The sequence below is a fragment of the Streptomyces sp. NPDC044064 genome, from assembly GCF_056434245.1.
In genome coordinates this window covers 149566-170745 of record NZ_JBWKFN010000021.1, presented here as the reverse complement: position 1 = coordinate 170745, position 21180 = coordinate 149566, and the positions used below count along the sequence as shown (strand labels likewise).

General features: G+C 69.5%; 19 protein-coding genes, 1 rRNA gene and 1 pseudogene. 9 read left to right on the top strand and 12 right to left on the bottom strand.

The genetic code is table 11. From position 1 onward, the window contains the following. The first annotated feature begins 156 nt into the window (after positions 1–156). Positions 157–273 (top strand): 5S ribosomal RNA (rrf, locus tag AC07DS_RS30695). Positions 274–331: 58 nt separating this feature from the next. On the opposite strand, the gene AC07DS_RS30690 is transcribed toward rrf, so the two are convergent. Next, complete coding sequence (locus tag AC07DS_RS30690; protein WP_479150509.1) at positions 332–880, bottom strand: cysteine hydrolase family protein; 549 nt, start codon at positions 878–880, stop codon at positions 332–334. Positions 881–962: 82 nt separating this feature from the next. Here AC07DS_RS30690 and AC07DS_RS30685 point away from each other — a divergent pair, with 82 nt between their 5' ends. Then, complete coding sequence (locus tag AC07DS_RS30685) at positions 963–1523, top strand: GNAT family N-acetyltransferase (protein ID WP_479150507.1); 561 nt, start codon at positions 963–965, stop codon at positions 1521–1523. A gap of 27 nt (positions 1524–1550) precedes the next feature. On the opposite strand, the gene AC07DS_RS30680 is transcribed toward AC07DS_RS30685, so the two are convergent. The 10 genes from AC07DS_RS30680 to AC07DS_RS30635 form a co-directional block, all read right to left on the bottom strand. After that, complete coding sequence (locus AC07DS_RS30680; protein WP_479150504.1) at positions 1551–3068, bottom strand: type IV secretory system conjugative DNA transfer family protein; 1518 nt, start codon at positions 3066–3068, stop codon at positions 1551–1553. Between the two features lie 9 nt (positions 3069–3077). Next, positions 3078–4490, bottom strand: coding sequence for an ATP-binding protein (locus AC07DS_RS30675; RefSeq protein WP_479150502.1), 1413 nt, complete (start codon positions 4488–4490; stop codon positions 3078–3080). Positions 4491–4504: 14 nt separating this feature from the next. Next, entirely contained in the window at positions 4505–6064 is a 1560-nt protein-coding gene (locus AC07DS_RS30670) for an SCO6880 family protein (protein ID WP_479150499.1), read from the bottom strand. Next, the gene (locus tag AC07DS_RS30665; RefSeq protein WP_479150495.1) at positions 6061–7386 is read right to left on the bottom strand and encodes a hypothetical protein; all 1326 of its coding nucleotides are present in this window, start codon (positions 7384–7386) and stop codon (positions 6061–6063) included. The genes AC07DS_RS30670 and AC07DS_RS30665 overlap by 4 nt, the downstream gene beginning before the upstream one ends. After that, on the bottom strand, positions 7376–8194 hold the full coding sequence (locus AC07DS_RS30660; RefSeq protein WP_479150492.1) for a DUF8175 domain-containg protein: 819 nt from the start codon (positions 8192–8194) through the stop codon (positions 7376–7378). Before AC07DS_RS30660 ends, AC07DS_RS30665 begins: the two co-directional genes overlap by 11 nt. Positions 8195–8362: 168 nt before the next feature. Then, a complete protein-coding gene (locus AC07DS_RS30655; RefSeq protein WP_014673544.1) occupies positions 8363–8671 on the bottom strand; it encodes a hypothetical protein in 309 nt (102 codons plus the stop codon). A gap of 408 nt (positions 8672–9079) precedes the next feature. Beyond that, positions 9080–10501 (bottom strand): hypothetical protein, encoded by a 1422-nt coding sequence (locus AC07DS_RS30650; protein ID WP_479150488.1) that lies wholly within the window; start codon positions 10499–10501, stop codon positions 9080–9082. A 135-nt stretch (positions 10502–10636) separates the two neighbouring features. Continuing rightward, positions 10637–10921 (bottom strand): hypothetical protein, encoded by a 285-nt coding sequence (locus AC07DS_RS30645; RefSeq protein WP_479150485.1) that lies wholly within the window; start codon positions 10919–10921, stop codon positions 10637–10639. A 229-nt stretch (positions 10922–11150) separates the two neighbouring features. Continuing rightward, on the bottom strand, positions 11151–12512 hold the full coding sequence (locus AC07DS_RS30640; protein ID WP_479150483.1) for a S53 family peptidase: 1362 nt from the start codon (positions 12510–12512) through the stop codon (positions 11151–11153). Between the two features lie 138 nt (positions 12513–12650). Continuing rightward, positions 12651–13265: a TetR/AcrR family transcriptional regulator gene (locus AC07DS_RS30635; RefSeq protein WP_479150479.1), complete on the bottom strand. Its 615-nt coding sequence runs from the start codon at positions 13263–13265 to the stop codon at positions 12651–12653. Positions 13266–13363: 98 nt separating this feature from the next. On the opposite strand from AC07DS_RS30635, the gene AC07DS_RS30630 reads away from it, so the two are divergent. From AC07DS_RS30630 to AC07DS_RS30600, 7 genes and pseudogenes are all read left to right on the top strand, one after another. Further along, the gene (locus AC07DS_RS30630; protein WP_479150476.1) at positions 13364–14320 is read left to right on the top strand and encodes an oxidoreductase; all 957 of its coding nucleotides are present in this window, start codon (positions 13364–13366) and stop codon (positions 14318–14320) included. Positions 14321–14466: 146 nt separating this feature from the next. Continuing rightward, positions 14467–14718, top strand: coding sequence for a hypothetical protein (locus AC07DS_RS30625; protein WP_403956395.1), 252 nt, complete (start codon positions 14467–14469; stop codon positions 14716–14718). A gap of 10 nt (positions 14719–14728) precedes the next feature. Continuing rightward, complete coding sequence (locus tag AC07DS_RS30620) at positions 14729–15919, top strand: flotillin family protein (protein ID WP_479150474.1); 1191 nt, start codon at positions 14729–14731, stop codon at positions 15917–15919. A gap of 110 nt (positions 15920–16029) precedes the next feature. Continuing rightward, positions 16030–16125 (top strand): annotated as a pseudogene (locus AC07DS_RS30615). 250 nt (positions 16126–16375) lie between these two features. After that, positions 16376–17146: a trypsin-like serine peptidase gene (locus AC07DS_RS30610; protein WP_479150471.1), complete on the top strand. Its 771-nt coding sequence runs from the start codon at positions 16376–16378 to the stop codon at positions 17144–17146. Positions 17147–17366: 220 nt separating this feature from the next. Next, positions 17367–18368 (top strand): C40 family peptidase, encoded by a 1002-nt coding sequence (locus tag AC07DS_RS30605; protein WP_479150469.1) that lies wholly within the window; start codon positions 17367–17369, stop codon positions 18366–18368. Between the two features lie 228 nt (positions 18369–18596). Further along, positions 18597–19301, top strand: a complete 705-nt coding sequence (locus tag AC07DS_RS30600) for a phosphatase PAP2 family protein (RefSeq protein WP_479150467.1) — start codon at positions 18597–18599, stop codon at positions 19299–19301. Positions 19302–19410: 109 nt separating this feature from the next. On the opposite strand, the gene AC07DS_RS30595 is transcribed toward AC07DS_RS30600, so the two are convergent. After that, positions 19411–20970, bottom strand: a complete 1560-nt coding sequence (locus AC07DS_RS30595; RefSeq protein ID WP_479150465.1) for an FAD-binding oxidoreductase — start codon at positions 20968–20970, stop codon at positions 19411–19413. Positions 20971–21180: the final 210 nt, after the last annotated feature.

Sequence of the window (21180 nt, the reverse complement as noted above, 5' to 3'; positions counted from 1 at the left end):
GGTTGATAGGCCAGATATGGAAGCCTGGTAACGGGTGGAGTTGACTGGTACTAATAGGCCGAGGGCTTGTCCATTGATGCTCGCGTTCACTGTGTTGGTTCTGAAACCACGACCACGTCGCTGAAATATGCGGCCCGGTCTACAGTTTCATAGTGTTTCGGTGGTCATAGCGTGAGGGAAACGCCCGGTTACATTCCGAACCCGGAAGCTAAGCCTCACAGCGCCGATGGTACTGCAGGGGGGACCCTGTGGGAGAGTAGGACGCCGCCGAACAAATTTTGAGAAAACCCCCGCATCTTCGGATGCGGGGGTTTTCTGCGTTTATGGCCGGCTAGAAGGTCACCTCAGCCGCCTTGGTGATCCCGCCCTGACGACCGGGCGCGCTGTGCCAGCTCCAGTAGAGATTGGTGTGGGCGATCACCTGCTCCGGGGCGGGGGCGCCGTACTTGGACAGGTCCTCGGTGGTGTGGGCGTCGGCGACCAGCGTCGCGTCGTACCCGCGGACGATCGCACCGTGCAGGGTCGAGCGGATGCACACGTCCGTCTGCGCGCCCGTGACGAGGAGCCGGCCCACCTTCCGGTCGGCAAGCACCGTCTCCAGTTCGGTGTCCTCGAAGGAGTCCGGGTACTTCTTGTGGACCAGGGACTCGCCGTCCTGGCGGGTCAGCTCCGGTACGTACTGCCAGGTCTCGCTGCCGTACGTCAGTTCTTCGTCGGAGTGCTGCACCCAGATGACCGGCACGTCCGCCGCGCGGGCCTTGTCGATCAGGGTGTTGATGTTCGCGATGACGCCCTCGCGGTCGTGGGAGTTCGCCACCACACCGTTCTGGACGTCGATGACGAGTACTGCTGTGTTGGGTCGATCGGGAAGCGTGGTCATGGGGTCACCCTAGGACCGGCCACTGACAGCGGGGCCTGAATATCGGGTGAGGCGGGTGGGGGGTGCGGGCTACCGTGGCTCCATGAGTAGCCCGACCAGCGATGACTACGTCGTCCGAGCGATACGACCCGACGAGTGGGCCGCCGTGAAGCAGTTGCGTCTGGACGCGCTGCGGGATCCGGTCGCGTCCATCGCCTTCCTGGAGACCTACGAGGACGCCATGGAAAGGCCGGACTCCTTCTACCGGGCGAGGGCCGTCGGATCCGCCGAAGAGAGCGGTTCCGCGCGGCAGTTCATCGCTCAGGTGCCGGACGGGAGCTGGGTCGGCACCGTCACCGTGCTCCTGGAGGAGCCAGGGACGAAGGACTGGGCCGGGTATCCGGTGGAGCGCCGGCAGGGACACGTGGTCGGTGTGTTCGTACGGCCGGAGCACCGTGGGAACGGGCTGATCAAGACCCTGTTCGACGCGGGTGTGTCCTGGGCGTGGGAGCGGGGTGCCGAGCGGGTACGGCTGTTCGTCCACACGGACAACGCGCGGGCTCAGGGTGCGTACCGCAAGGTGGGGTTCGCGCCGAGCGGGCTGGTCGTGTCGTTCGAGAAGGACGAGGCCGAGAACGAGCTGGAGTTCGTTCTGGAGCGGTAGTTCCGGAGCGGCTCCCGGGAGTTCGGGTCAGGCCGGCAGTTCCTGGTGGGGCCAGCGGGACCTGGCCTGCTCGCGGGAGCGGAGCAGGGCGAGGGTGGGCATGCCCCGGTCGGCGCCGGTGGCCAGCAGCTCCGGCAGCTGGGGGAGCGGCGCCACGGCCCCGACATCGTCGAGGACCAGGGTGAGTGGTGGGTCGAGCCGACCGGAGGATGACCTTTCGGCCATGTGCCGGCCGCGCTCGACCACGCTGGAGACGAGGGCCGTCAGGAGGGGCATCGCACCAGGGTTGGTCCTGGGGTCCTCGATGGATTCACCTACCAGATAAAGCGTGCCCCCTTCGTCCACGAAGGAATCCAAGGCGAGCGCATCAGTTCGGTTTGGTGTGCATGCTTCGCGGATGTTGACCGTGAAGAGGGCGGCGAGGGCCCGGCTGGTCAACTCCTGGGCCATGTCACGGCGTTCCGGGTGCGCGGTGAGCGCGGCCTCGAGTTCGCCCGCGGCGCCGGGGGCGGCCTTGGGGTTGGTACGGAGGGTTCGTACGGCGTCCTGGATCTGGGTGCCCTGGGACCAGCGGTGGACGTGGCGGATGGTGCGGGACTCCAGGGCGGCGGCGTGCAGGTAGCTCCGCAGGAGCGTCGTCGCCGTGTCGGCGACCGCCTGGTCGATCTTGGCTGTGGGCTGGACGGGGCTGAGGAGTGCGGTGGCTCTCTGTACGGCCGTCTGTTTGTCCTCGCAGCCTGTGGTGGGGGACCAGTGGAGGCGGGCCGGGGTGTCGCAGAGGTGGGCGGGGTCGTAGAGGAGGGTGGGGCCCAGTTTGGCTCGGGCGTCCTTCGTGTCCTGCCAGAGGGCGGGGTTCGAGGTGACGACCAGGGTGGGGCCGGGGGCGTCCTGGATGGCCCTGGCTGCGGCTGAGTGGCGGCTTTCCCGTGTGCCGTAGTGCACCCCGGGTTCGGCGCTGCTCGTTTCCCACCCACTCACCGGTCCGCCGTCGGCTGGGAGGTGCTCCAACGAAGCGGGCTCGGGCGCGGGTTCCGGTTCCGGCTCTGTGCGGGGCACCGGGACCTCGTGACGCTGTTCCGGTGCAGGAGAGGGCGTCGGAGATGGCGCCGGGGACTGGGCCCGCCCCTTCGCCGCCCCCCGGTCGAACGCCCGCCGTACCTTCCCCGCCCGCCACCGTGCCACCGTCCCCATCACGAACAGGGCCAGGACGAAGAGGACCATCAGCTGGCCGATGAACAGGCCCCAGAAGAGGCCCCAGCCGGAGAGTTGGCCGGCGGGGGTGTCCGGCCAGGCGCCGGTGATGTCGTGGGGCCTGCCGATGAGGTGGCGCATGGCCAAGGGGGTGTGGGTGAAGGTGACGCCCTTGGGCCAGGCGCCCTTGGTGAAGAGGCCCGCCAGACCCGTGGCCGTCCACACCAGCAGGGTCATGCCGAGGAGGAAGCCGAGTATGCCGATCAGCAGGCCGTCGGGGATGCCGCCCTGGGCTTCCCGACGGCTGTCACGGCTGTCACGGCCGTCGTGACGGTCGCGGTCGTCCGGTCTCACGCTCTCCCCCTACGCCACCGTCGATTCGGAGTCGCCCAGGTGCTGCTCCACGAAGGCCGCCGCCCGCTGCTCGGCCTCCCGCTCGGCCGCGTGCAGGGCGTCGTCGGCCGCCAGGTCGCTGGAGGATTCGGTCATGGCGCGGTCGGTGAAGACCAGTGGGCGTTCCGTCTCCGTGACCAGGTGTTTGACCACCTGGACGTTGCCGTTGACGTCCCAGACGGCGATGCCGGGGGTGAGGGTGGGGATGATCTCCACGGCCCAGCGCGGGAGGCCCAGAACCCGGCCCGTGGCCCTCGCTTCGTCCGCCTTCTGGGCGTAGATGGTCCGGGTCGAGGCCATCTTCAGGATCGCCGCCGCCTCCTTCGCCGCCGCGCCGTCCACCACGTCGGACAGATGGTGGACGACCGCCACGAAGGACAGGCCCAGTCGTCGGCCGAACTTCAGCAGACGCTGGAACAGCTGTGCCACGAAAGGGCTGTTGATGATGTGCCAGGCCTCTTCGACGAGGAAGATGCGCTTCTTGCGGTCGGGGCGGATCCAGGTGTGCTCCAGCCACACACCGACGATCGCCATCAGGATCGGCATGGCGATGGAGTTGCGGTCGATGTGGGACAGGTCGAAGACGATCAGCGGGGCGTCGAGGTCGATGCCGACGGTCGTCGGGCCGTCGAACATGCCACGCAGGTCACCGTCGACCAGGCGGTCCAGGACCAGGGCCACGTCCAGGCCCCAGGCCCGTACGTCGTCTATGGCGACGTTCATCGCCTCCGCGGACTCCGGCTCCGGGTGCCGCAGCTGTTCCACGATGTCGGTGAGGACCGGCTGGCGGTCGAGGATCGACTCGTTGACGTAGGAGTGGGCGACCTTGAGGGCGAAGCCGGAGCGTTCGTCCAGGCCGTGGCCCATGGCGACCTCGATGATGGTGCGCAGCAGCGCGAGCTGGCCCGTCGTCGTGATGGCGGGGTCCAGGGGGTTCAGACGGATGCCGTGGTCCAGGGCCGCCGTCGGGTCCAGGCGGATGGGAGTTATCCCCAGCTCCTCGGCGATGAGGTTCCATTCGCCGACCCCGTCCTCGCCCTGGGCGTCGAGGACGACGACCTGGCGGTCGCGGAAGCGCAGCTGCCGTAGGACGTATGTCTTCTCCAGGGCCGACTTGCCGTTGCCGGACTCGCCGAGGACCAGCCAGTGCGGCGCCGGCAGCTGCTGGCCGTACAGCTGGAAGGGGTCGTAGATGTAGCCCTTCCCGGAGTACACCTCGCGGCCGATGATGACGCCGGAGTCGCCGAGGCCGGGCGCGGCGGTCGGCAGGTAGACCGCCTGGGCCTGGCCCGTGGAGGTGCGGACCGGCAGACGGGTCGTCTCGACCTTGCCGAAGAGGAAGGACGTGAAGGCGTCGGTGAGGACGGACAGCGGGTCCCGCATCAGCGCATCAGCCCCTACCTTCGAATGCCGGTGGCGAAGGGAAGTGTGTTCACGAAGGCCCGGTGGTGCTCACGGTCGCACCACTCCAGTTTCAGGTACGACTTTCCGGCGGAGGCCCTTATGGTCCGCTTGTCGCGGTTGAGGGCCTCCGGGGAGCGTGACGACACGGTGATGTAGCCGACGAGGTTCACGCCCGCCGCGCCGCTCGCCAGGTCCTCGCCGCGCTGGTCGAGGCGGTTGTGGGCGGCGATGTCGCGCGGGTCGACGGTGCGGTTCATCTTGGCGGCGCGGGAGGCCTCGGCCTCGTCGTTGGTCTTCTCGGTCAGCATGCGTTCGATGGCCACCTCGGTGGGTTCGAGATCCATCGTCACGGCGACCGTGCGGATGACGTCCGGGGTGTGGACGAGCAGGGGTGCCAGGAAGTTGACGCCGACCGGGGTCATCGGCCACTCCTTCACCCAGGCGGTGGCGTGGCACCAGGGGGCGCGGGTGGCGGACTCGCGGGTCTTGGCCTGGAGGTAGGTGGGCTCCATGGCGTCCAGCTCGGCCGGCCAGGCGTTGCGCCGGGTCATCGCCTGGATGTGGTCGATGGGGTGGTCCGGGTCGTACATGGAGTGGATGAGGGAGGCGAGCCTGCCCTGCCCGAGGGGCTGGCGGACGCGGATGTCGGCCTCCTGGAGGCGTGAGCAGATGTCGGTCAGCTCACGGGCCATGACGACGGCCAGGCCCGCGTCCCGGTCCAGCTTGCGGCCGGCCTGGGGCCGTGCGGCCCGTGCCATGGCCTGGGCCTCGGAGGCCAGTTCGCGGGTGTAGTGCATGCAGGCGACGAGGTAGGCGCGGTGCTGCTCGCTGCTGGTGGACACCATGGACTGGAGCTGGTCGTAGGACCGTGACAGCCAGTCGGGTGCCTTGTCGTCACCGCGCAGCGTGACGTCCTTGGCGTGGGCGTCGGGGTCGGCGGGGAGCGTGCGGGCGAGCATCTGCAGGCGGGTGACGAAGCCGTCGCCGTTGGCCACGTGCTTGAGGAGCGTGCCGAAGCGGTCGACGAGGGCTTCCTGGTCCTCGGAGTCGCGCAGGCCGACGCCGGGGCCCTCGATCTCGATGGCGGCCGTGACCGTCCTGCGGTCGGCGTGCAGGAGTACGGCGATCTCGTCGGGGCCGAAGGGCGCGGCGAGCCAGCTGATCCGGCCGATGCCCGGCGGCGGCCCGATCTCGACCTCGCGCCCGTCGAGCCGGGTTCCGGCCTCGACGGCACCGGAGCGGTACGCGGCGCCGCGCTTGACGGTCCGCTTGTACGAGCGGTTGATCTCGAACCACTTGTAGAACGTGCGGCGCTTGTACGGCACGTAGACCGCGGCGAGCGCGAGCAGCGGGAAGCCCGTCAGGAACACGATCCGCAGGGACAGGACCGGGACGAGGAGGCCGCACATCATGCCGAGGAACGCGCCGGCGATGATCAGCGCGATCTCGCCGGACTCACGGTTCCGGCCGACGATCGCGTTCGGCCGGGCGCGGCCGATGAGATACGTACGGCGGGGCGTGACCGGATGGGACAGGTGGGACTCGGTCGTCAACGCCCTTCACCTCCCGAGCGGTTGCTGTTGCGGGTGTTGCTGGCGTGCGGGGTGTTGGCCGGGCTGGGTGCGCGCGGCGCGGGTGCGGCGGAGGGGACTGCTCCGCCGCCGCCCTGGGGGGTACGGCTGCTGTGGGCGGCGACACCGCCGGAGGCGGGGTTGGCGGGGCGGGCGCTGCTGGAGCCGCCTCCGCCTCCTCCGTTGTTGTCGGCGCGGGTGCTGTGGGTCTTGATGCCCTGGGCGACCAGGGTGGCGGGCGAGCTGATGACGGCCGCTGCCTTGCCCTCGGCGCCCTGCATGATGCGGTTGTTGCGGCCGTTCGCGATCTCGTCGCCGAAGCCGGGGACGAAACGGTAGATCATCGCGCTGGCGAAGATGGCGAGCAGGATGATGGCGAGGCCGGAGACGACGGCGGAGAAGGCGTCGGGGCCGCTGTCGCCGGAGAGGGCGCCGGCGAGGCCGAGCACGATGACGATCACCGGTTTGACCAGGATGACGGCGATCATGATCCCGGCCCAGCGCCTGACGTGTCCCCACAGGTTCTTGTCGACCAGGCCCGCGTAGACGACGGTGCCGAGGAGGGCGCCGACGTAGAGCAGGGCGGCGCGGATGACCAACTCCAGCCAGAGGACGCCGGCGGCGAGGATGCTGACCAGGGAGACGACGATCAGCATGATCGGGCCGCCGCCGATGTTGTTTCCCTTGTTGAGGGCGCCGGAGAAGGTGCCGAAGAAGGTGTCCGTCTGGTCGCCGGTGGCCTTCGCGAGTACGTCCGTCACGCCGTCCGTCGCCGATACGACCGTGTAGAGGATCAGCGGGGTGAAGGCGGAGGCGAGCACCGTGAGCCACAGGAAGCCGACGGCTTCGCCGATCGCGGTGGTCAGGGGCACCCCTCGCACGGCCCTCTTGGCCACGGCCAGCAGCCACAGCAGCAGGGTGAGGACGGTGGACGCCGCGAACACCACCGCGTACTGCTGCAGGAACTTCGTGTTCGTGAAGTCGACGTTCGCCGTCTCCTTCACGGCACCACTGAGCTTCCCGATGGTCCAGGAGGCGGCATCCGCACAGCCTTTGGCCAGGGAGGCGAGGGGGTCGAGGGTGGAGCCTAGGGGGCTGTCGGAGGTGAGGCCGGAGGAGCCTCCCTTCGAGCCGCTGTCCTTCTCACAGAACTGCTTTGCAGGGCCGACGATGAGGTCGCAGTTATTGGACGACGGTGACGGTGTGGGGGCGGCGACGGCTCGAGTGGCCAGCAGGAGGAGAGCGCCCTGCAGGGCGGAGACGGCGGCGGCGATCTTGAGTACTCGGCGCGGACTACCGGGCATAAGTGAAGCCTCCGTACTCCTCTACGGCCTTGGCCATCTGGTCGGCGCTGGATGCCTTGCTGTCACCGGGGACGGGAGCGGGACCGTCCTTCTGGGAGAAGTTGTCGACCTTCCAGTCACCGTTCTCCCAGCGCAGCTGGAGGGTCATGGTGAACCAGTCGCTGGTGACTGGATTGGTCGAGTCGTCACCGGCGGTGCCGAACACACCGGTGCACCAGACTTCGATCGTGGCGGTGGAGTCCGAGTAGTTCGTGAGCTTGGTGCCGAGGGGCGCCGTGCGTGAGACATAGGTGCGTCCGGCGGGTGCGTTGCCGTTCGCGTCCAGGCCGATGCTGCTCAGGAACTGCTTGCTGTACGCCTTGTTGAACTTTTCGGTCAGGGGAGCCTGCTGATAGGTGGCGAACACCTGCTTGACGATCTCGCTCCGCTGCGAAGGCTTGAGGATGTCGGCCGAAACCAGCACCACCGCATAATTGGCCGCCGCACTCTCCGCCCCCTGCCCGCTGTGCGCGAACCCGGAGGGAATGCCGGCGTTCTTCGTATCCACCGGCTTCGTGCCGCTTGCTGCGGTGGCGGACGTTCGGGGCCGGTCGCTCTTGTCGGACGTGTCGTCGGTGGACGAACCGTCACCGCGGTTCGCGAAGGCGATCGCCGCGATGAGGAGGACGACCACGCCGACCACCGTGACCAGGCTCCGCGAGGAGGAGCGGCCGGTTCTGCGGGGTGCGCCGCCGTACGGGTCGCCGCCGGGCAGGCGGGTTCGGGTCTGGCCCGCTTCGGGGTAATCCTGCTCGTCTGTGGGACTCATGCCGCGTACGCCCCCTCCACCTTGTAGACATACGACGGTAGCCGTGCTGGTTCCCGCGCGGGCGCGGTGTGGTGACTCGACATCAGGGAAACGCAACCTCTGCCGGTGGGCACGACGGGTGGGTGGGGTGGAGGGGACGACCGGGCGCGCCCGGGAGCAGAAGGGGCGTCAGACCGCCATGCCGTACACGATCGTGAACAGTGTGCCGAGGGAGCCGATGATGAAGACCCCGGTGAGGCCGGCGATGATCAGGCCCTTGCCCTGCTCCGCGCTGAAGGTGTCGCGCAGTGCCGTCGCGCCGATCCGCTGTTTGGCCGCACCCCAGACCGCGATGCCGAGGCAGAGCAGGATGGCCACGGCCATCACCACCTCGATCATGACCTTGGCCTCGTTGCCCAGGCTGCCGAAGGGGCCCCAGTCCGGAGCGATCCCGCCGATGATGGTGTTGATGTCTCCCTTGTCGGCCGCAAAGAGCATGTAAGTCACCGCCCCTGGTGGGTAGTTCCGCTGGACCTCGCGGTGTGCAAAGGTCAGGCATCATTCTCGCTGACAACGTCGCCGTCGTATGTCGACTTGACGTCATTGACTGGCGGGTTTCGTACGAATACCTCGTACGGTCACTCTGTGTATCACGGCAGGTCACGCCGGGCAACGAGGCCTGAGCGGAACCTGTCGTGTGGTTCCGTCGTTGACCCCCTTACGGCCCGGCAGGGTTTCTGACGGCCGGTCGGGCAGGCAGCGGCTGGTCGCGGTCGGCCGTCATCCCCCTCGGACGGGTGAATGGGACCTGGCCGCGTTTGTGGCAAGCGCTACGAAGGTACCGCTCGCGGCGTCCGGCCGCGCGGCCCCCCGGCCCGGTGAGCGTCTCCACCCGCACAACACGCTTCAGCCCTGGGCCGGGAAGACGAAGAAGCCCTTCTGTGTGCTGATGTAGCCGTACCCCGACGGTTGCGAGAAGAGCGGGATGTTCTCCTCGGGCAGGCTCTTGGCGAGCACCTTCTTGGTACGGCCGTCGACCGCGAGGAACACGCTCGGGCTGAAGTCGTCCTTCGTGGTGCCGTAGAGGGTGCCGTTCGGCGAGAAGCGCAGCGGCTGCATCGCCTTCTCGCCCTCCTTCTGTGCCCAGACCTCCTTGCCGTCGGCGGGCTGCCACACGGCGGTGCCCTGCTCCGTGTGCGCGGCGGCCAGGGTGTGGTCGGGCGTGAAGACGGAGGAGCCCTCGGTGTTGAGGGTGTCGGCAGGGCTGTCCTCGTACGAGTACTTCGAGGAGCCGCCGACCTGTTTGCCGCTCGCGATGTCGTACGTCGCCGTCACCCAGGTGTCGGGAGAGAAGGCGCCCGCACCCCAGGCGGTGAGGACACGGCCGTCGCGCACGTCGAGGACCCGGAGGGCGCCGCTGGTGCGCTTCCCGTCCTCGTCCAGCTCCACGCCCGCCGGCGGGGTGACGTCCGCGGTGCTCCAGGCCTTCTTGCCGGTGGTGAGGTCCGTCATGACGAGCTGTTCGGGATCGTTCTCGTAGGTGGACGCGTTCTCCACGTGGAAGGCGTACTTGCCGGTGACCAGGGGCGCGTGGGCCTGCCCGCCGTCGATCTCGTTGTTGCGCGGGTCGAAGGAGCACCGCGCCAGCTGTCCGGTGCAGGTGACCTTGCGGGCGGCGCCGCCGTCAATGGGCGTGAGCTTCAGGCTCTCGTCACCGTCCTGCTCGATGATGTACCCCTCGTGGACGTCGAACTTGTCGCCCTCGGCGGTGGCCTTGCCCAGTTCGGCGCCGTCGCTGCCGTAGACGGTGACCTTGGTGGTGGTCTTCTCCTCGCTCAGACCGTCCGACTCCGTCGTGGCAGCGGCGAACACCGCGACCGCCCGGACGCCGTTGTGCCAGGTCGTGGCGGCCACGCGATCGGTCTTCACCTTGAGGGTCTTGCGCACCCGGCCGGTCTTCACATCCCGGAACTCCAAGGTGGCCGGTTCGGGGTCGTCGGTGAAGTGGAGGGTGCCGACCGAGCCGTCGGCCGGCTCCCACGCGTATCCGTGACCGATGGCGTACTTGCCCTGGGCGTCCTTGGCGAACAGGAGGGTGTCACCGAGGTCGATGGCGTGGGCGGGCGGCAGGCTCCATGCGGGCCGGGCGGCAAGGCCGGGTATCCCGGGTCCGCTGTACGCGGGTCCTGTGGGCCTCGCGCCGTCCGGGCGGGCCGAGCTGCCGCCCTTCGGCCCGGAGGCGGAGTCGTCGCCGTCGGAGGAACCGCAGCCTGCGACCAGCCCGAGCGTAAGGACGAGGCCGACGGCCGTCACTGTGTACTTGTTCATGTCCCCGTGTGTTTTTGCAGATGATCTTGAGATGTTCAGTGCAGCATAGGTGTCGGGCCGAGCCCGGCCGGCAGGCTCCGGAGATCTGCACCGCCTCGGCACACACGGGACCGAGGCGGGCCTGACGCAGAACCGCTAGCGCGTGGTGCACTTGGGGTAGCGCGAACCCTCGGCGCAGTTGCCGTAGGCGCCGCTGCTGACGTCGACCTCTTCCTCGTCGCCGCTCTTCGTACGGACCGTCAACTCGTACTCGGTGTGGCAGCTGCGGGTCTTCTTCCTGCCCTTCTTCTTCGTCGAGCACTCGTGGTCCGTGTCCTTGCCGACGACGGTGCCGGTGACGGTCTTCGGCTTGCTGCTGCAACCGGCCAGCGGAGCGGTGAGTACGGCGACGGTGGCCAGGACTGCCAGAGTGCGCTTCATGTGGTCTTCCCCCGGGGCATCGTGAGTGAGGCGGCGTTCTTCGATGGTGCCCTGTGCACCGTCACGCCCGGAAGGCGGGGGCCGCACCGGTCGAGCCGGCAACGGGAACGGGAAAACGGGCCGCGGCCGGATGCCGTGGCCCGTCTTCCTCTTCCTTGCCGCCGAAGGGACCCCACGTCCCCCTCGGATGGCGGCTCCCCGTGACCCGACGGGGTGGTTCATGTGTGTGTCAGCCGGTGAAGGCGTCCGTGCCCTGCGGGGTGCCCCAGCCGGTCGGGCCGTCGTAGCCCGCTTTCGCGGTGCAGAAGTAGCTGGTGGAGCAGGTGCCGTTGTTGCCGCTGGTGACGTCGTTGAGGGCGGACGTGCCGGCCGCGGCGTACGGGTAGGAGGCGGGGTGGTCGCTGGAGCCCGGGGTGCCGGCCAGGGCGTAGACGCCGGCGATGATCGGGGCCGAGGCGCTGGTGCCGCCGTAGGTGTTCCAGCCGGTGCCGTCGGAGCCGTAGGTGTCGTAGACGGAGACACCGGTGGCCGGGTCGGCGACGGCCGAGACGTCGGCGATCATGCGCTTGGTGCAGCCGGTGTCGGTCTGCCAGGTGGGCTTGGCGTCGTACGCGGAGCAGCCGGAGCCGGTGCCCTCGGTGCTGGAGGTCTTCCAGACGCTCTCGGTCCAGCCGCGGCTGTTGGAGGAGGACTTCAGAGCGGTGCCGCCGACGGCGGTGACGTACTTCGAGCCGGCCGGGTACTCGGCGCCGTAGGCCTCGTCGCCCGCGCTGACGGTGATGACGACGCCCGGGTGGTTGAAGTACGAGGAGTCGTACGAGGTGTCGCTGGACGACTCGGAGCCGCCGTAGCTGTTGGAGACGAACCTGGCGCCCAGCTTGACGGCCTCGTTCACGGCCGTGCCCAGGTTGGCCATGCTCGACGACTTGGTCTCGACGAGCAGGATGTTGCAGTTCGGGCAGACGGCGGAGGCCATGTCGAGGTCGAGCGAGATCTCACCGGCCCAGCCGCTGTCGGCGCTGGGCAGCGAGGTCGTCGAACCGGTCTGGCCGACCTTCTTGAAGCAGCCGTTGTCGGTGGTGCAGTCCGACAGGCCGTAGTACGAGCGGTAGGTGGCCAGGTCCGCCTCGGCGTTCGGGTCGTCGTACGCGTCGACGATCGCGATCGTCTCGCCGGAGCCGTTGGAGGCGGCGGCGGACGTCAGGCCGTAGGCGTCCTGGAGGTCGCTCGGGCCGTACCCCGTCGGGGAGTCGGACGCGGCCTTCGGCGAGACGGTCCCGGGCGCGACGCCCTTCCTGGCGGCCTGTTCCTCCTGGAAGGCGGTGGTGCCGCTGGTGACGCGCAGCGCGTGGCAGGACGCGTAGCCCTTCTTCGGGGTCGCGTCACACGCGTTGGTGTAGTGCACATGGGCCTTGGCGACCTGGGCGGCGACGGCCTTGGCGCTGACGGACTTCGTGGCCGTGGGGGTGGCCGCGTCCGCGTGGACGGCGGTGCCGAGTCCGGCGAGGAGCAGCGCCGTGGTGGCCGCGGCGGCGGAGCCGACATGGCGCCATCTGCCGCGTATGCGGGGGGTGGGGGTGGGCGTACGCAACGTACAAGGCGGGTCTCGGAATCCTGACTTCCGCCATACCGAAGGGGGTTGGGGGCTTACCGATCAATGGCTCTGTGCTGGCTCTGTGCCGGCCTGTGCTTGACCAGGTGCACAGAGAGCGCACAGATGGTCAGTTGCTCACCTGGGCCTGAGGCCGTGCAGCAGCAGATGGACGTGTTCGTCCAGGCCGGCCAGGGCCTCCTCCGCCTCCAGGGCGCAGCTGGCGATCAGGGCGGCGAGTCCGTGCAGGCTCGCGGCGGCGACCATCGTGAGGCGCTCGGGGTCGCCCTGGATGATCTCGCCCTGCTCCTGGGCGTCCGCCATCATCCGGGCGAAGGAGCCGAGGGACTCGTCGACGGCCGCCGCGAGCTGTGCGGAGCTGTCGGGGTCGTGCTTGCGCGCGAACATCAGCTCCAGGAGTTCCGGGTTCTCGACGGCGAAGCCGAGGTAGGCGCGGGCGAGCGCCGTCATCCGCTGCTCGAAGGTGAGGCCGGGCTGCTCGGCGGCGGCGCCCAGGGCCTGGTTGAGGCGCTCGTACCCGTCCAGCGCGAGGGCGTCGAGCAGGGCCTGCTTGTCCTTGAAGTGCCGGCCCGGGGCGGCGTGGCTCACGCCGATGTCGCGGGCCAGCTCGCGCAGCGACAGCGTGCCGACCCCCTTCTCCCGCAGGGTGCGCTCGGCGCTCCTGAGCAGGGCGGCGCGCAGATCTCCGTGGTGGTAGGGGCGGCTCGAGGGTGACGGGGACATGCGCGACATGGGTGCCATCGTATCCCGATGTAGACGGCGTCAATTTAGTTGGCATCGCCATCATTGTTGTCATTGACAGCATTGTTGTCGATGCCTACATTGAGGCTATGGCTGATACGAGCAAGACCACGCGCCCCGCGCACAAGTGGAACGCGACCCACCTGCCCGACCTCTCCGGCCGTACGGCCGTGATCACCGGCGCCAACAGCGGCCTCGGCCTCGCGACCGCCGAGGCGCTGGCCCGGGCCGGGGCGCATGTGGTGTTCGCCGTACGGGACCCCGCGCGCGGCGGCGCCGCGGCGGCGAACGTGAGCGGCAGCGTCGAGGTACGCCGCCTGGACCTGGCGGACCTGGCCTCGGTGCGGGAGTTCGCCGCCGGATGGCAGGGGCCGATCGACCTGCTGATCAACAACGCCGGCGTGATGATGCTGCCGGAGCAGCGCACCAAGGACGGCTTCGAGATGCAGTTCGGCACGAACCACCTCGGGCACTTCGCGCTCACCAACCTGCTGCTGCCGTACGTCACGGACCGGGTGGTGACGGTGTCCTCGGGCCTCCACCGCGGCGGCGACGGAGTGATCCACTTCGAGGACGTGAACCTGCGGGGGCGCTACTCCCCGACCCGCGCCTACGCCCAGTCCAAGCTGGCCAACCTCCTGTTCACCCTGGAACTCCAGCGCCGGCTGACCGAGGCGGGCTCCGCCGTACGTGCCCTGGCGGCCCACCCCGGTTACGCGGCGACCAACCTGCAGAGCCACACGGCGAACCCCCTCATGCGGGTGTTCATGGCCGTCGGCAACAAGGTCCTGGCCCAGGACGACAAGTCCGGCGCCCTGCCGACGCTCTACGCGGCCGGCCAGGATCTGCCGGGGGCGGCGTACGTCGGCCCGGACGGGCTGGGCGAGATGCGGGGCGCGCCGACGCTGGTGGGCCGCAGCGCGGCGGCGAGCGATCCCGGGGCGGCGCGGAGGCTGTGGACGCTGTCGGAGGAGATGACCGGGGTCGAGTGGGGGCTCGCCGCGGTGGCGGGGCCGTCCGGGGCGAAGGGGTTGCGCCAGGGCTGAGAGAGCACGTCGGGGCCGGTCCGTGCGGGCGGCGGAACCGGGTCCCACGAAGTCCTGCGGAACCGAGTCCTACGGCCCGTTGGGCCCCCGACCCGACTGGGTCTATCGTCGGAATCCTGGGGTCAGGACGAGGAGGACGGCCGGTGATGCCGCAGGACGAGGCCGTGATCGGCTGCACGGGGAAAGTACTCATCGGAACGCGTGGATCCGCGGGCCCCGGTGAGGTCCTGGTGCGGGTCAGAGGAGGCTCGGAAACCTTCCTCGCGTGGTCGGAGCAACCCCTCCCGACGGGCGCGACGGTACTCGTGATCGAATCCCGTGGATGCCGCGAGGTCGGTGTCATCGAGTGGGTGGATCCGTTGGATGCGCTCGGCGGCGACACCGCCGACGCCGGCTGAGGAGTACAGGATGTTCGGATACCGCGTTCCCGCGCCCGACGAGGCGATGTTGATCTCGGGCGGCCGGCGGGGACTGGGGGGCGCGCCGTTCCGAGTGGTGACGGGGCACGGCAAGTTCGTGCTGCCGGTCTTCCGCAAGGTCCGCTTCCTCACCCTGTCGATGTGCGAGTCCGAGGTCACCGAGACCTGTGTGACCAGGCAGGGCATCTCGCTGCACGTCCGCGCGGTCATCGCCTTCAAGGTCGGCAACGACCACGAGAGCATCATCAACGCGGGCCAGCGGTTCCTCTCCGACCAGGAGCAGATGTCGGTGCTGACCGGCCGGATCTTCGCCGGCCACCTGCGGGCCATCATCGGCTCGATGACGGTCGAGGAGATCGTCACCGAGCGGCAGAAGCTCGCCGCGGAGGTACTGGACACCTCGAAGACGGAGATGGCGAAGATCGGCCTGATCGTGGACTCGCTGCAGATCCAGTCGATCGACGACGGCGACACCGGCTACATCGACGCGATGTCCGCGCCGCACAAGGCGGCGATCCAGCGGCAGGCGCAGATCGCCCAGGCGCAGGCCACCCAGGCCGCGGTCGAGGCGGAGCAGGCGGCGGCCCGCAAGCAGGCCGAGTACGCCCGGCAGACCGCCATCGTCAAGGCGGAGTACTCGGCCGAGGTGGACCGGGCGCAGGCGCATTCCTCGCAGGCCGGACCGCTGGCGCAGGCGCACGCCCAGCAGGAGGTGCTCGCCGCCCAGACGGAGCTGGCCCAGCGCCAGGCCAAGCTGCGCCAGCAGCAGCTGGTGGCCGAGGTCGTGAAGCCCGCCGAGGCCGAGGCGGAGCGGGTGAGGATCCTCGCGGCCGCCGAGGCGCAGCGGATGAAGGTCCAGGCGGAGGCGGCGGCCTCGTACGACCGGGTCGCACTCGACCGGATGCTGATCGACCAGCTCCCGCAGATCGTCAAGGAGGCCGCCGGTGGCCTCGCCGGCGCCAACGTCAACGTCCTCAACGGCGCGGACGGACTCGGCGAGATCGCCGCGGGCCTGGTGTCCCAGGGCCTGACCATCCTCGACTCGGTCCGGCAGAACCTGAACGGCGGGGACTCCGAGGGCCAGGGCCGCCGCCCCGCGGAGAACAAGCTCGAGGGCCTGATCCAGCTGCCCGCGCGGAGCGAGAAGAAGTCGGACGACGGTCCGGTGGACGTCGACTAGAAGCCCTCTCCTGACGCCCGTTGACGGTCAGCGCTCCGTCAGCGGGCTGTCAGCGCCTCCGGGCACTCTTGTACTTGTGAACGGCACGGGAAACCGGAAGCCGGTCACGGGGAGAGGTGCCCGGAGTGGTTGATCGGGGACCAGCGAGCACGCCTCGAGGTCGGGCCCCGCAAGGGCCCACGCAGGTTCGAATCCTGCCCTCTCCGCCGGTACGGATCGTCGGCCCGACTTGAGGCCTCTCTGGCGTGTGCGGAGCGTGACGGAGAGGCGGCGGAGGGTGTTGGCCAGTACGGTGGGTTCGGCGCCGAGTGGGATGTCGGGCTGCCACCGAGACCATCGGGATCACCGTGACGTCCTGGTCCATGGGCAGGCCCAGCGGCCATAGGGACGGTTCACAGGAAAATCTCAGTGAAGTCGGGACGGGTTTCTCACCTTCATGGGAGAGAGTGACGCCTGATGAAGCGCATCTCACGCATCTGGCTCACTTCGCGTCCCGCCTTGCTGTGCGGCGTGGTGACGCTCGGCCTGACGTCGGCGTCCGTGGCCTCCGCGTCCGACGGGCCGGGGCCCTTCGGGGTCACCGCCGCCACGGGTGCGTCGCGGCAGAGCGCGCGGGTCGGCGCGCTGTTCGGCGCGGACCGGGTCGGCAAGCTGGCCGGCGGGCACTTCTGCACCGCCTCGGTCGTGCACAGCCGGCAGCGGTATCTCATCGTCACGGCGGCGCATTGCGTGGACGGTGATTCCGGGGACCTGGTGTTCGCGCCGGGGTACCGGGACGGGCACGCGCCGTACGGGGTGTGGAAGGTGGGGAAGCGGTTCCTGCCCGACGGGTGGGCCAAGGGGCAGAACGAGGACAGCGACATCGCCTTCGCCTACGTCGACGAGCTGGGCGGCAGGCGGGTCGAGGACGTGGTGGGCGGGAACCGGTTCGTCACCGGGACCGCCACCGGGGCCACCGCCGTGACCGTCACCGGGTATCCGGACGAGCGCGAGGTGCCGGTCACCTGCACCAACAAGCCGGCCCTGCACAGCCGTACCCAGCAGCGGATCAACTGTCCCGAGTTCACCGGAGGGACCAGTGGCAGTCCCTGGGTGAACGGGGCCAAGCAGATCGTCGGGGTGCTGGGCGGGCATGAGCACGGCGGTGCCACCGCCGACATCTCCTACAGCGTGGTGCTGGGCGCGGAGGCGGCGGAGTTGTACAAGGACGCCATTGCCGGTCCGTGAGCCCCGCGGAGGCGGCAGCACGTCTCGGACGTGCTCGGCCGGTGCTCCGATCTCGCCGAGCGGTACGCCGAGTTGCACACGGTCGTGCCGGAGGTGCCGCGCGATTGGGCGGGATCCCGACTGGACAGGGTCTTGACCAGGGCCGGTTGCGGCCGCCTCGGGGACTCCCGGCCGTAGACTGACCCCCGGCGTACTCCCGGTCGGCGAGGGGCGGTTGACGGTGCGTAAGGCATGGATCGCGGCCGGGGCCGGTCTCGGTGCCGGGCTCGCGTTCGTGATGCTGCTGGTCGTCGGCGTGTACATCGTCGCCGGAAACCTCGTCAACAGCGTGACCACGGGCAGCCGCGGGCTCGCCAAGGGAGCCGTGCCGGCCGCCTACAAGCAGCTCGTGCAGCAGTGGGGGAACCTCTGCCCCGCGCTCAGCCCGGCGCTGCTCGCCGCCCAGCTGTACCAGGAGAGCGGCTGGAACCCGACGATCGTCAGCCCCGCCGACGCGCGCGGCATCGCCCAGTTCATCCCGAGCACCTGGGCGACGCACGGCATCGACGGCAACGGCGACGGCAAGCGCGACATCTGGAACCCGAGTGACGCGATCCCGTCGGCCGCGTCGTACGACTGCGAACTCGCCAAGTACGTCAAGGACGTTCCCGGCAACGTCTCCGACAACATGCTCGCCGCCTACAACGCGGGTGCCTACCGGGTCATCAAGGCGGGCGGCGTCCCGGGCATCAGCGAGACGCAGAACTACGTCCAGCGGATCCGCAGCCTGGAGAAGAGCTTTGCCGCGCCGGTCCGGCGGATCGACCCCACCCGGCAGGCCGCGGGCGCCATCGCCTTCGCCCAGAGCAAGCTCGGCACGCCCTACCTGTGGGGCGGCGACGGCACCGCCGACCAGGGGGGACGCTTCGACTGCTCGGGTCTGACCAAGGCCGCGTACGAGAAGGTCGGCATCACCCTGCCCCGGGTCGCCAACGACCAGTACAACGCGGGCCCGCACCCCTCGCGCGACCAACTGCTCCCCGGTGACCTCGTCTTCTTCTCCGACAACCTCACCGACTCACGGGCCATCCGGCACGTGGGAATCTATGTGGGCGGCGGGTACATGATCGACGCGCCGCGGTCGGGCGCCGTGATCCGGTTCGACCCGGTCGACACCCCCGACTACTTCGGTGCCACTCGGGTCACCGAAGATGGCGCGAAAGCGCTCCCGACCGCGGTGTGAACCGAGCGTGAACCAACCCCCTGAGCTGCGGTGATGAGTCTCTCTTCGATAACGTCTGAGTGATCATTCGGTGGAGAGTGGAACGTATCAATGGGGGCTGTGCGTTCCTGTTGACGTAGCCGAGCGGACGTCAGCGGCAGTGCAGCGGAAGCGGATCTACGAACCACGGGGGGCTGGAGCGACGCACACGAGGTGCGTCCGGGAAAACGACGAAGGGGCCGCAGCACGATGGCTGTACTCGCCGAATCCGGATCGAACCCCGACGTCGACCTGCTCTACGACATCAATGGCCTGGCCAAGGACGCGCCGCACTGGTTCGACCGGGTCATGGAGTTCGTCGGTGAGTACGGACTGCTTCTGGCCATGGTGCTGCTCGTGCTGTGGTGCTGGTGGTCGGTGCGCCGCCGGTCCGAGGAGGACGCCGCGTCCTCCGTCGCCGCGCTGGTGTGGGCGCCGCTCGCGGCCGGTGTCGCGGTGCTGGTGAACGTACCGATCCGCGGCTTCGTCGAACGCCCCCGCCCCTTCGTCGACCACCGGGGCCTGGACGTCCTGGTCGCCGGCAAGACCGACTTCTCCTTCGTCAGCGACCACGCGACGATCACCATGGCCCTCGGCGTCGGCCTCTTCGTCGCCAACCGCCGCTTCGGCCTCGCGGGCATCGGTCTGGCCCTGCTGGAGGGTTTCTGCCGGGTGTACATGGGCGTCCACTACCCGACCGACGTGGTCGGCGGCTTCGCCCTGGGCACGGCGGTCGTACTGCTGCTGTCCCCGCTGGCCTCGGCCCTGCTGACCCCGCTGATGAAGGCGGTCGAGCGGTCGCCGCGGGCGGGGTGGATCGTCCGCCGCCGGCCGGCGAGCGGGGCTCAGGACGATGCGCTGGTGCCCGGTGCGCGTCGACCGGTGGAGTCCGAGGAGAAGGACCTGGCCGCGTAGCCGGTACGGCTGCCGGGCGGGCGCGGGGCCGTATCGACATGCGGCTCCGCCGCGTGGGCGCGACCGGCACTCACCGGTCGCAGGTCCCCGCGATCCCTCACCGCCCCTGTTACAGCCCCTGCGCGTAGGAGAAGAACCTCTCCGGGTCGTACTGCTTCTTCACCTTGCCGAGGCGGGTCGCCGCGTCGCCGTAGTACGCCTTGCGCCAGTTCGTCAGCGTCGGGTCGGTGTAGTTCTGGTAGGCGGCGCCGGAGGCGTACGGCTTCATCGCGTCGTGGGCGGACGTGAGCCACGACTGGGCCGTGCTGCCGGAGGCACCCGCGCCCCAGGAGGCTATGTACTGGGCCAGCATGCGGGAGCGGCGGTGGACGAAGGCCGTCGCCGTGGGGCTGACCCGGTTGACCGCGCCGCCGAGGGCGGTGAAGGCGATGCTGCCCCCGCCGCCCCGGACGGAACCGATCTGCTTCAGCAGGGTCTGGATGCCCGCCGCGGACAGGGAGCGGTCGAAGAAGTCGGACCGGGCCGCGTAGGTCTCCCGGCCCAGCCGGCCCTGGGGCGAGCGGCCGGGGGTGGAGCCCGGGAGGTGGCACTGGGCGTCCGTGGAGAAGGAGGAGCAGCCGGCATAGATCTCCATCGCCTCCTCGTAGCCGCGGCGGCGCAGGGAGACGCTCCGGGCGTTCGCCCCGGCCTGGTGCGCGAGGCGGTCCACCGCGTTCTGGAGTTCGCCGTAGGTGCCGAGGGAGAAGCAGGCCACGGAGATCGTCGGCGTGCCGCCCGGGGTGTTCGACAGGTGGAGGGAGGACCAGATCTCGTCCGGCTGGCTCGGCCCCCACTCCTGCCAGGCCTTGATCACCGCGGCCGCCTTGGACCAGGACCACGTCATGTACGCGGTCACCGCCTGCGGCGCCGCGTGGGTCTTGAACTGCAGCTCGGTGACGACACCGAAGTTGCCGTTGCCCGCGCCGCGCAGTGCCCAGAAGAGGTCGGAGTGGGAGGTGGCGTTCGCGGTGACCTGGGTGCCGTCCGCCGTGATCACCGTCGCCTGGGTGAGGCTGTCGCAGGTCAGGCCGTAGGCGCGGGAGGCGACCCCGTGGCCGCCGCCGAGGACCAGGCCGGAGACGCCGACCGTGGGGCAGGAGCCCGCGGGTATGGTCACGCCCTTCGCGCCCAGCGCCCGGTAGACGTCGATCAGCTTGGAGCCGGCGCCGACCACCGCCGTCCCGCCGCTCACGCGGACGCGGTTCAGCTTGGACACGTCGAGGATCAGCCGGTTGTCGCCCGAGGAGTAGCCGGCGTAGGAGTGGCCGCCGTTGCGTATCGACACGCGTATCCCGTGGGACTGGGCGTAGGACAGGGTCGTGCGGATGTCGTCGGCGTGGGCGACATAGGCGACCGCGGCCGGCTTCAGGCCGTCGAAGCGGGTGTTGTACAGCTGGTGGGCCGTCTTCCAGGTCGCGTCCCCGGGGCGCACCAGGGGTCCGTCGAGGTCGCGGGCGAGGGCCGCCCAGTTCGCGGCGGCCGCCTGGCTGGTGGTCTTCAGTGCCGTACCGGAGGATGTCAGGGTGTGGGCCGAGGACCTGGCGGAGGTGCCCGAGCCGGTGCTGCACCCGGCCAGCGCGGTCGCCGCCACAGCGGCCGCGCCGCCCGAGATGAACGTACGCCGTTCCATGTGTTCGTCGCCTTTCCTCGGCTCTCCTGGAACGAGACGACGCCATGCGCACAGGGGTTCCAGTCGACAGAGGAACGAGTCTCGAATATCCGTCCGGTTGACCTGGTTGTCGGAACCTACGCGTGCCCTCCCCGTAAGCATTCCGTGACCTCACCGCACCGACGGCAGGGGTTCACCCGCCGTTCACTTCTGGCCATCGGCCGCTTCATC

Coding starts and splice junctions, on each gene's coding strand:
- AC07DS_RS30690 (WP_479150509.1), bottom strand. CDS start 880: ATGACCACGCTTCCCGATCGACCCAACACAGCAGTACTCGTCATCGAC.
- AC07DS_RS30685 (WP_479150507.1), top strand. CDS start 963: ATGAGTAGCCCGACCAGCGATGACTACGTCGTCCGAGCGATACGACCC.
- AC07DS_RS30675 (WP_479150502.1), bottom strand. CDS start 4,490: ATGCGGGACCCGCTGTCCGTCCTCACCGACGCCTTCACGTCCTTCCTC.
- AC07DS_RS30665 (WP_479150495.1), bottom strand. CDS start 7,386: ATGCCCGGTAGTCCGCGCCGAGTACTCAAGATCGCCGCCGCCGTCTCC.
- AC07DS_RS30660 (WP_479150492.1), bottom strand. CDS start 8,194: ATGAGTCCCACAGACGAGCAGGATTACCCCGAAGCGGGCCAGACCCGA.
- AC07DS_RS30655 (WP_014673544.1), bottom strand. CDS start 8,671: ATGCTCTTTGCGGCCGACAAGGGAGACATCAACACCATCATCGGCGGG.
- AC07DS_RS30650 (WP_479150488.1), bottom strand. CDS start 10,501: ATGAACAAGTACACAGTGACGGCCGTCGGCCTCGTCCTTACGCTCGGG.
- AC07DS_RS30645 (WP_479150485.1), bottom strand. CDS start 10,921: ATGAAGCGCACTCTGGCAGTCCTGGCCACCGTCGCCGTACTCACCGCT.
- AC07DS_RS30635 (WP_479150479.1), bottom strand. CDS start 13,265: ATGTCGCGCATGTCCCCGTCACCCTCGAGCCGCCCCTACCACCACGGA.
- AC07DS_RS30630 (WP_479150476.1), top strand. CDS start 13,364: ATGGCTGATACGAGCAAGACCACGCGCCCCGCGCACAAGTGGAACGCG.
- AC07DS_RS30625 (WP_403956395.1), top strand. CDS start 14,467: ATGCCGCAGGACGAGGCCGTGATCGGCTGCACGGGGAAAGTACTCATC.
- AC07DS_RS30620 (WP_479150474.1), top strand. CDS start 14,729: ATGTTCGGATACCGCGTTCCCGCGCCCGACGAGGCGATGTTGATCTCG.
- AC07DS_RS30610 (WP_479150471.1), top strand. CDS start 16,376: ATGAAGCGCATCTCACGCATCTGGCTCACTTCGCGTCCCGCCTTGCTG.
- AC07DS_RS30600 (WP_479150467.1), top strand. CDS start 18,597: ATGGCTGTACTCGCCGAATCCGGATCGAACCCCGACGTCGACCTGCTC.
- AC07DS_RS30595 (WP_479150465.1), bottom strand. CDS start 20,970: ATGGAACGGCGTACGTTCATCTCGGGCGGCGCGGCCGCTGTGGCGGCG.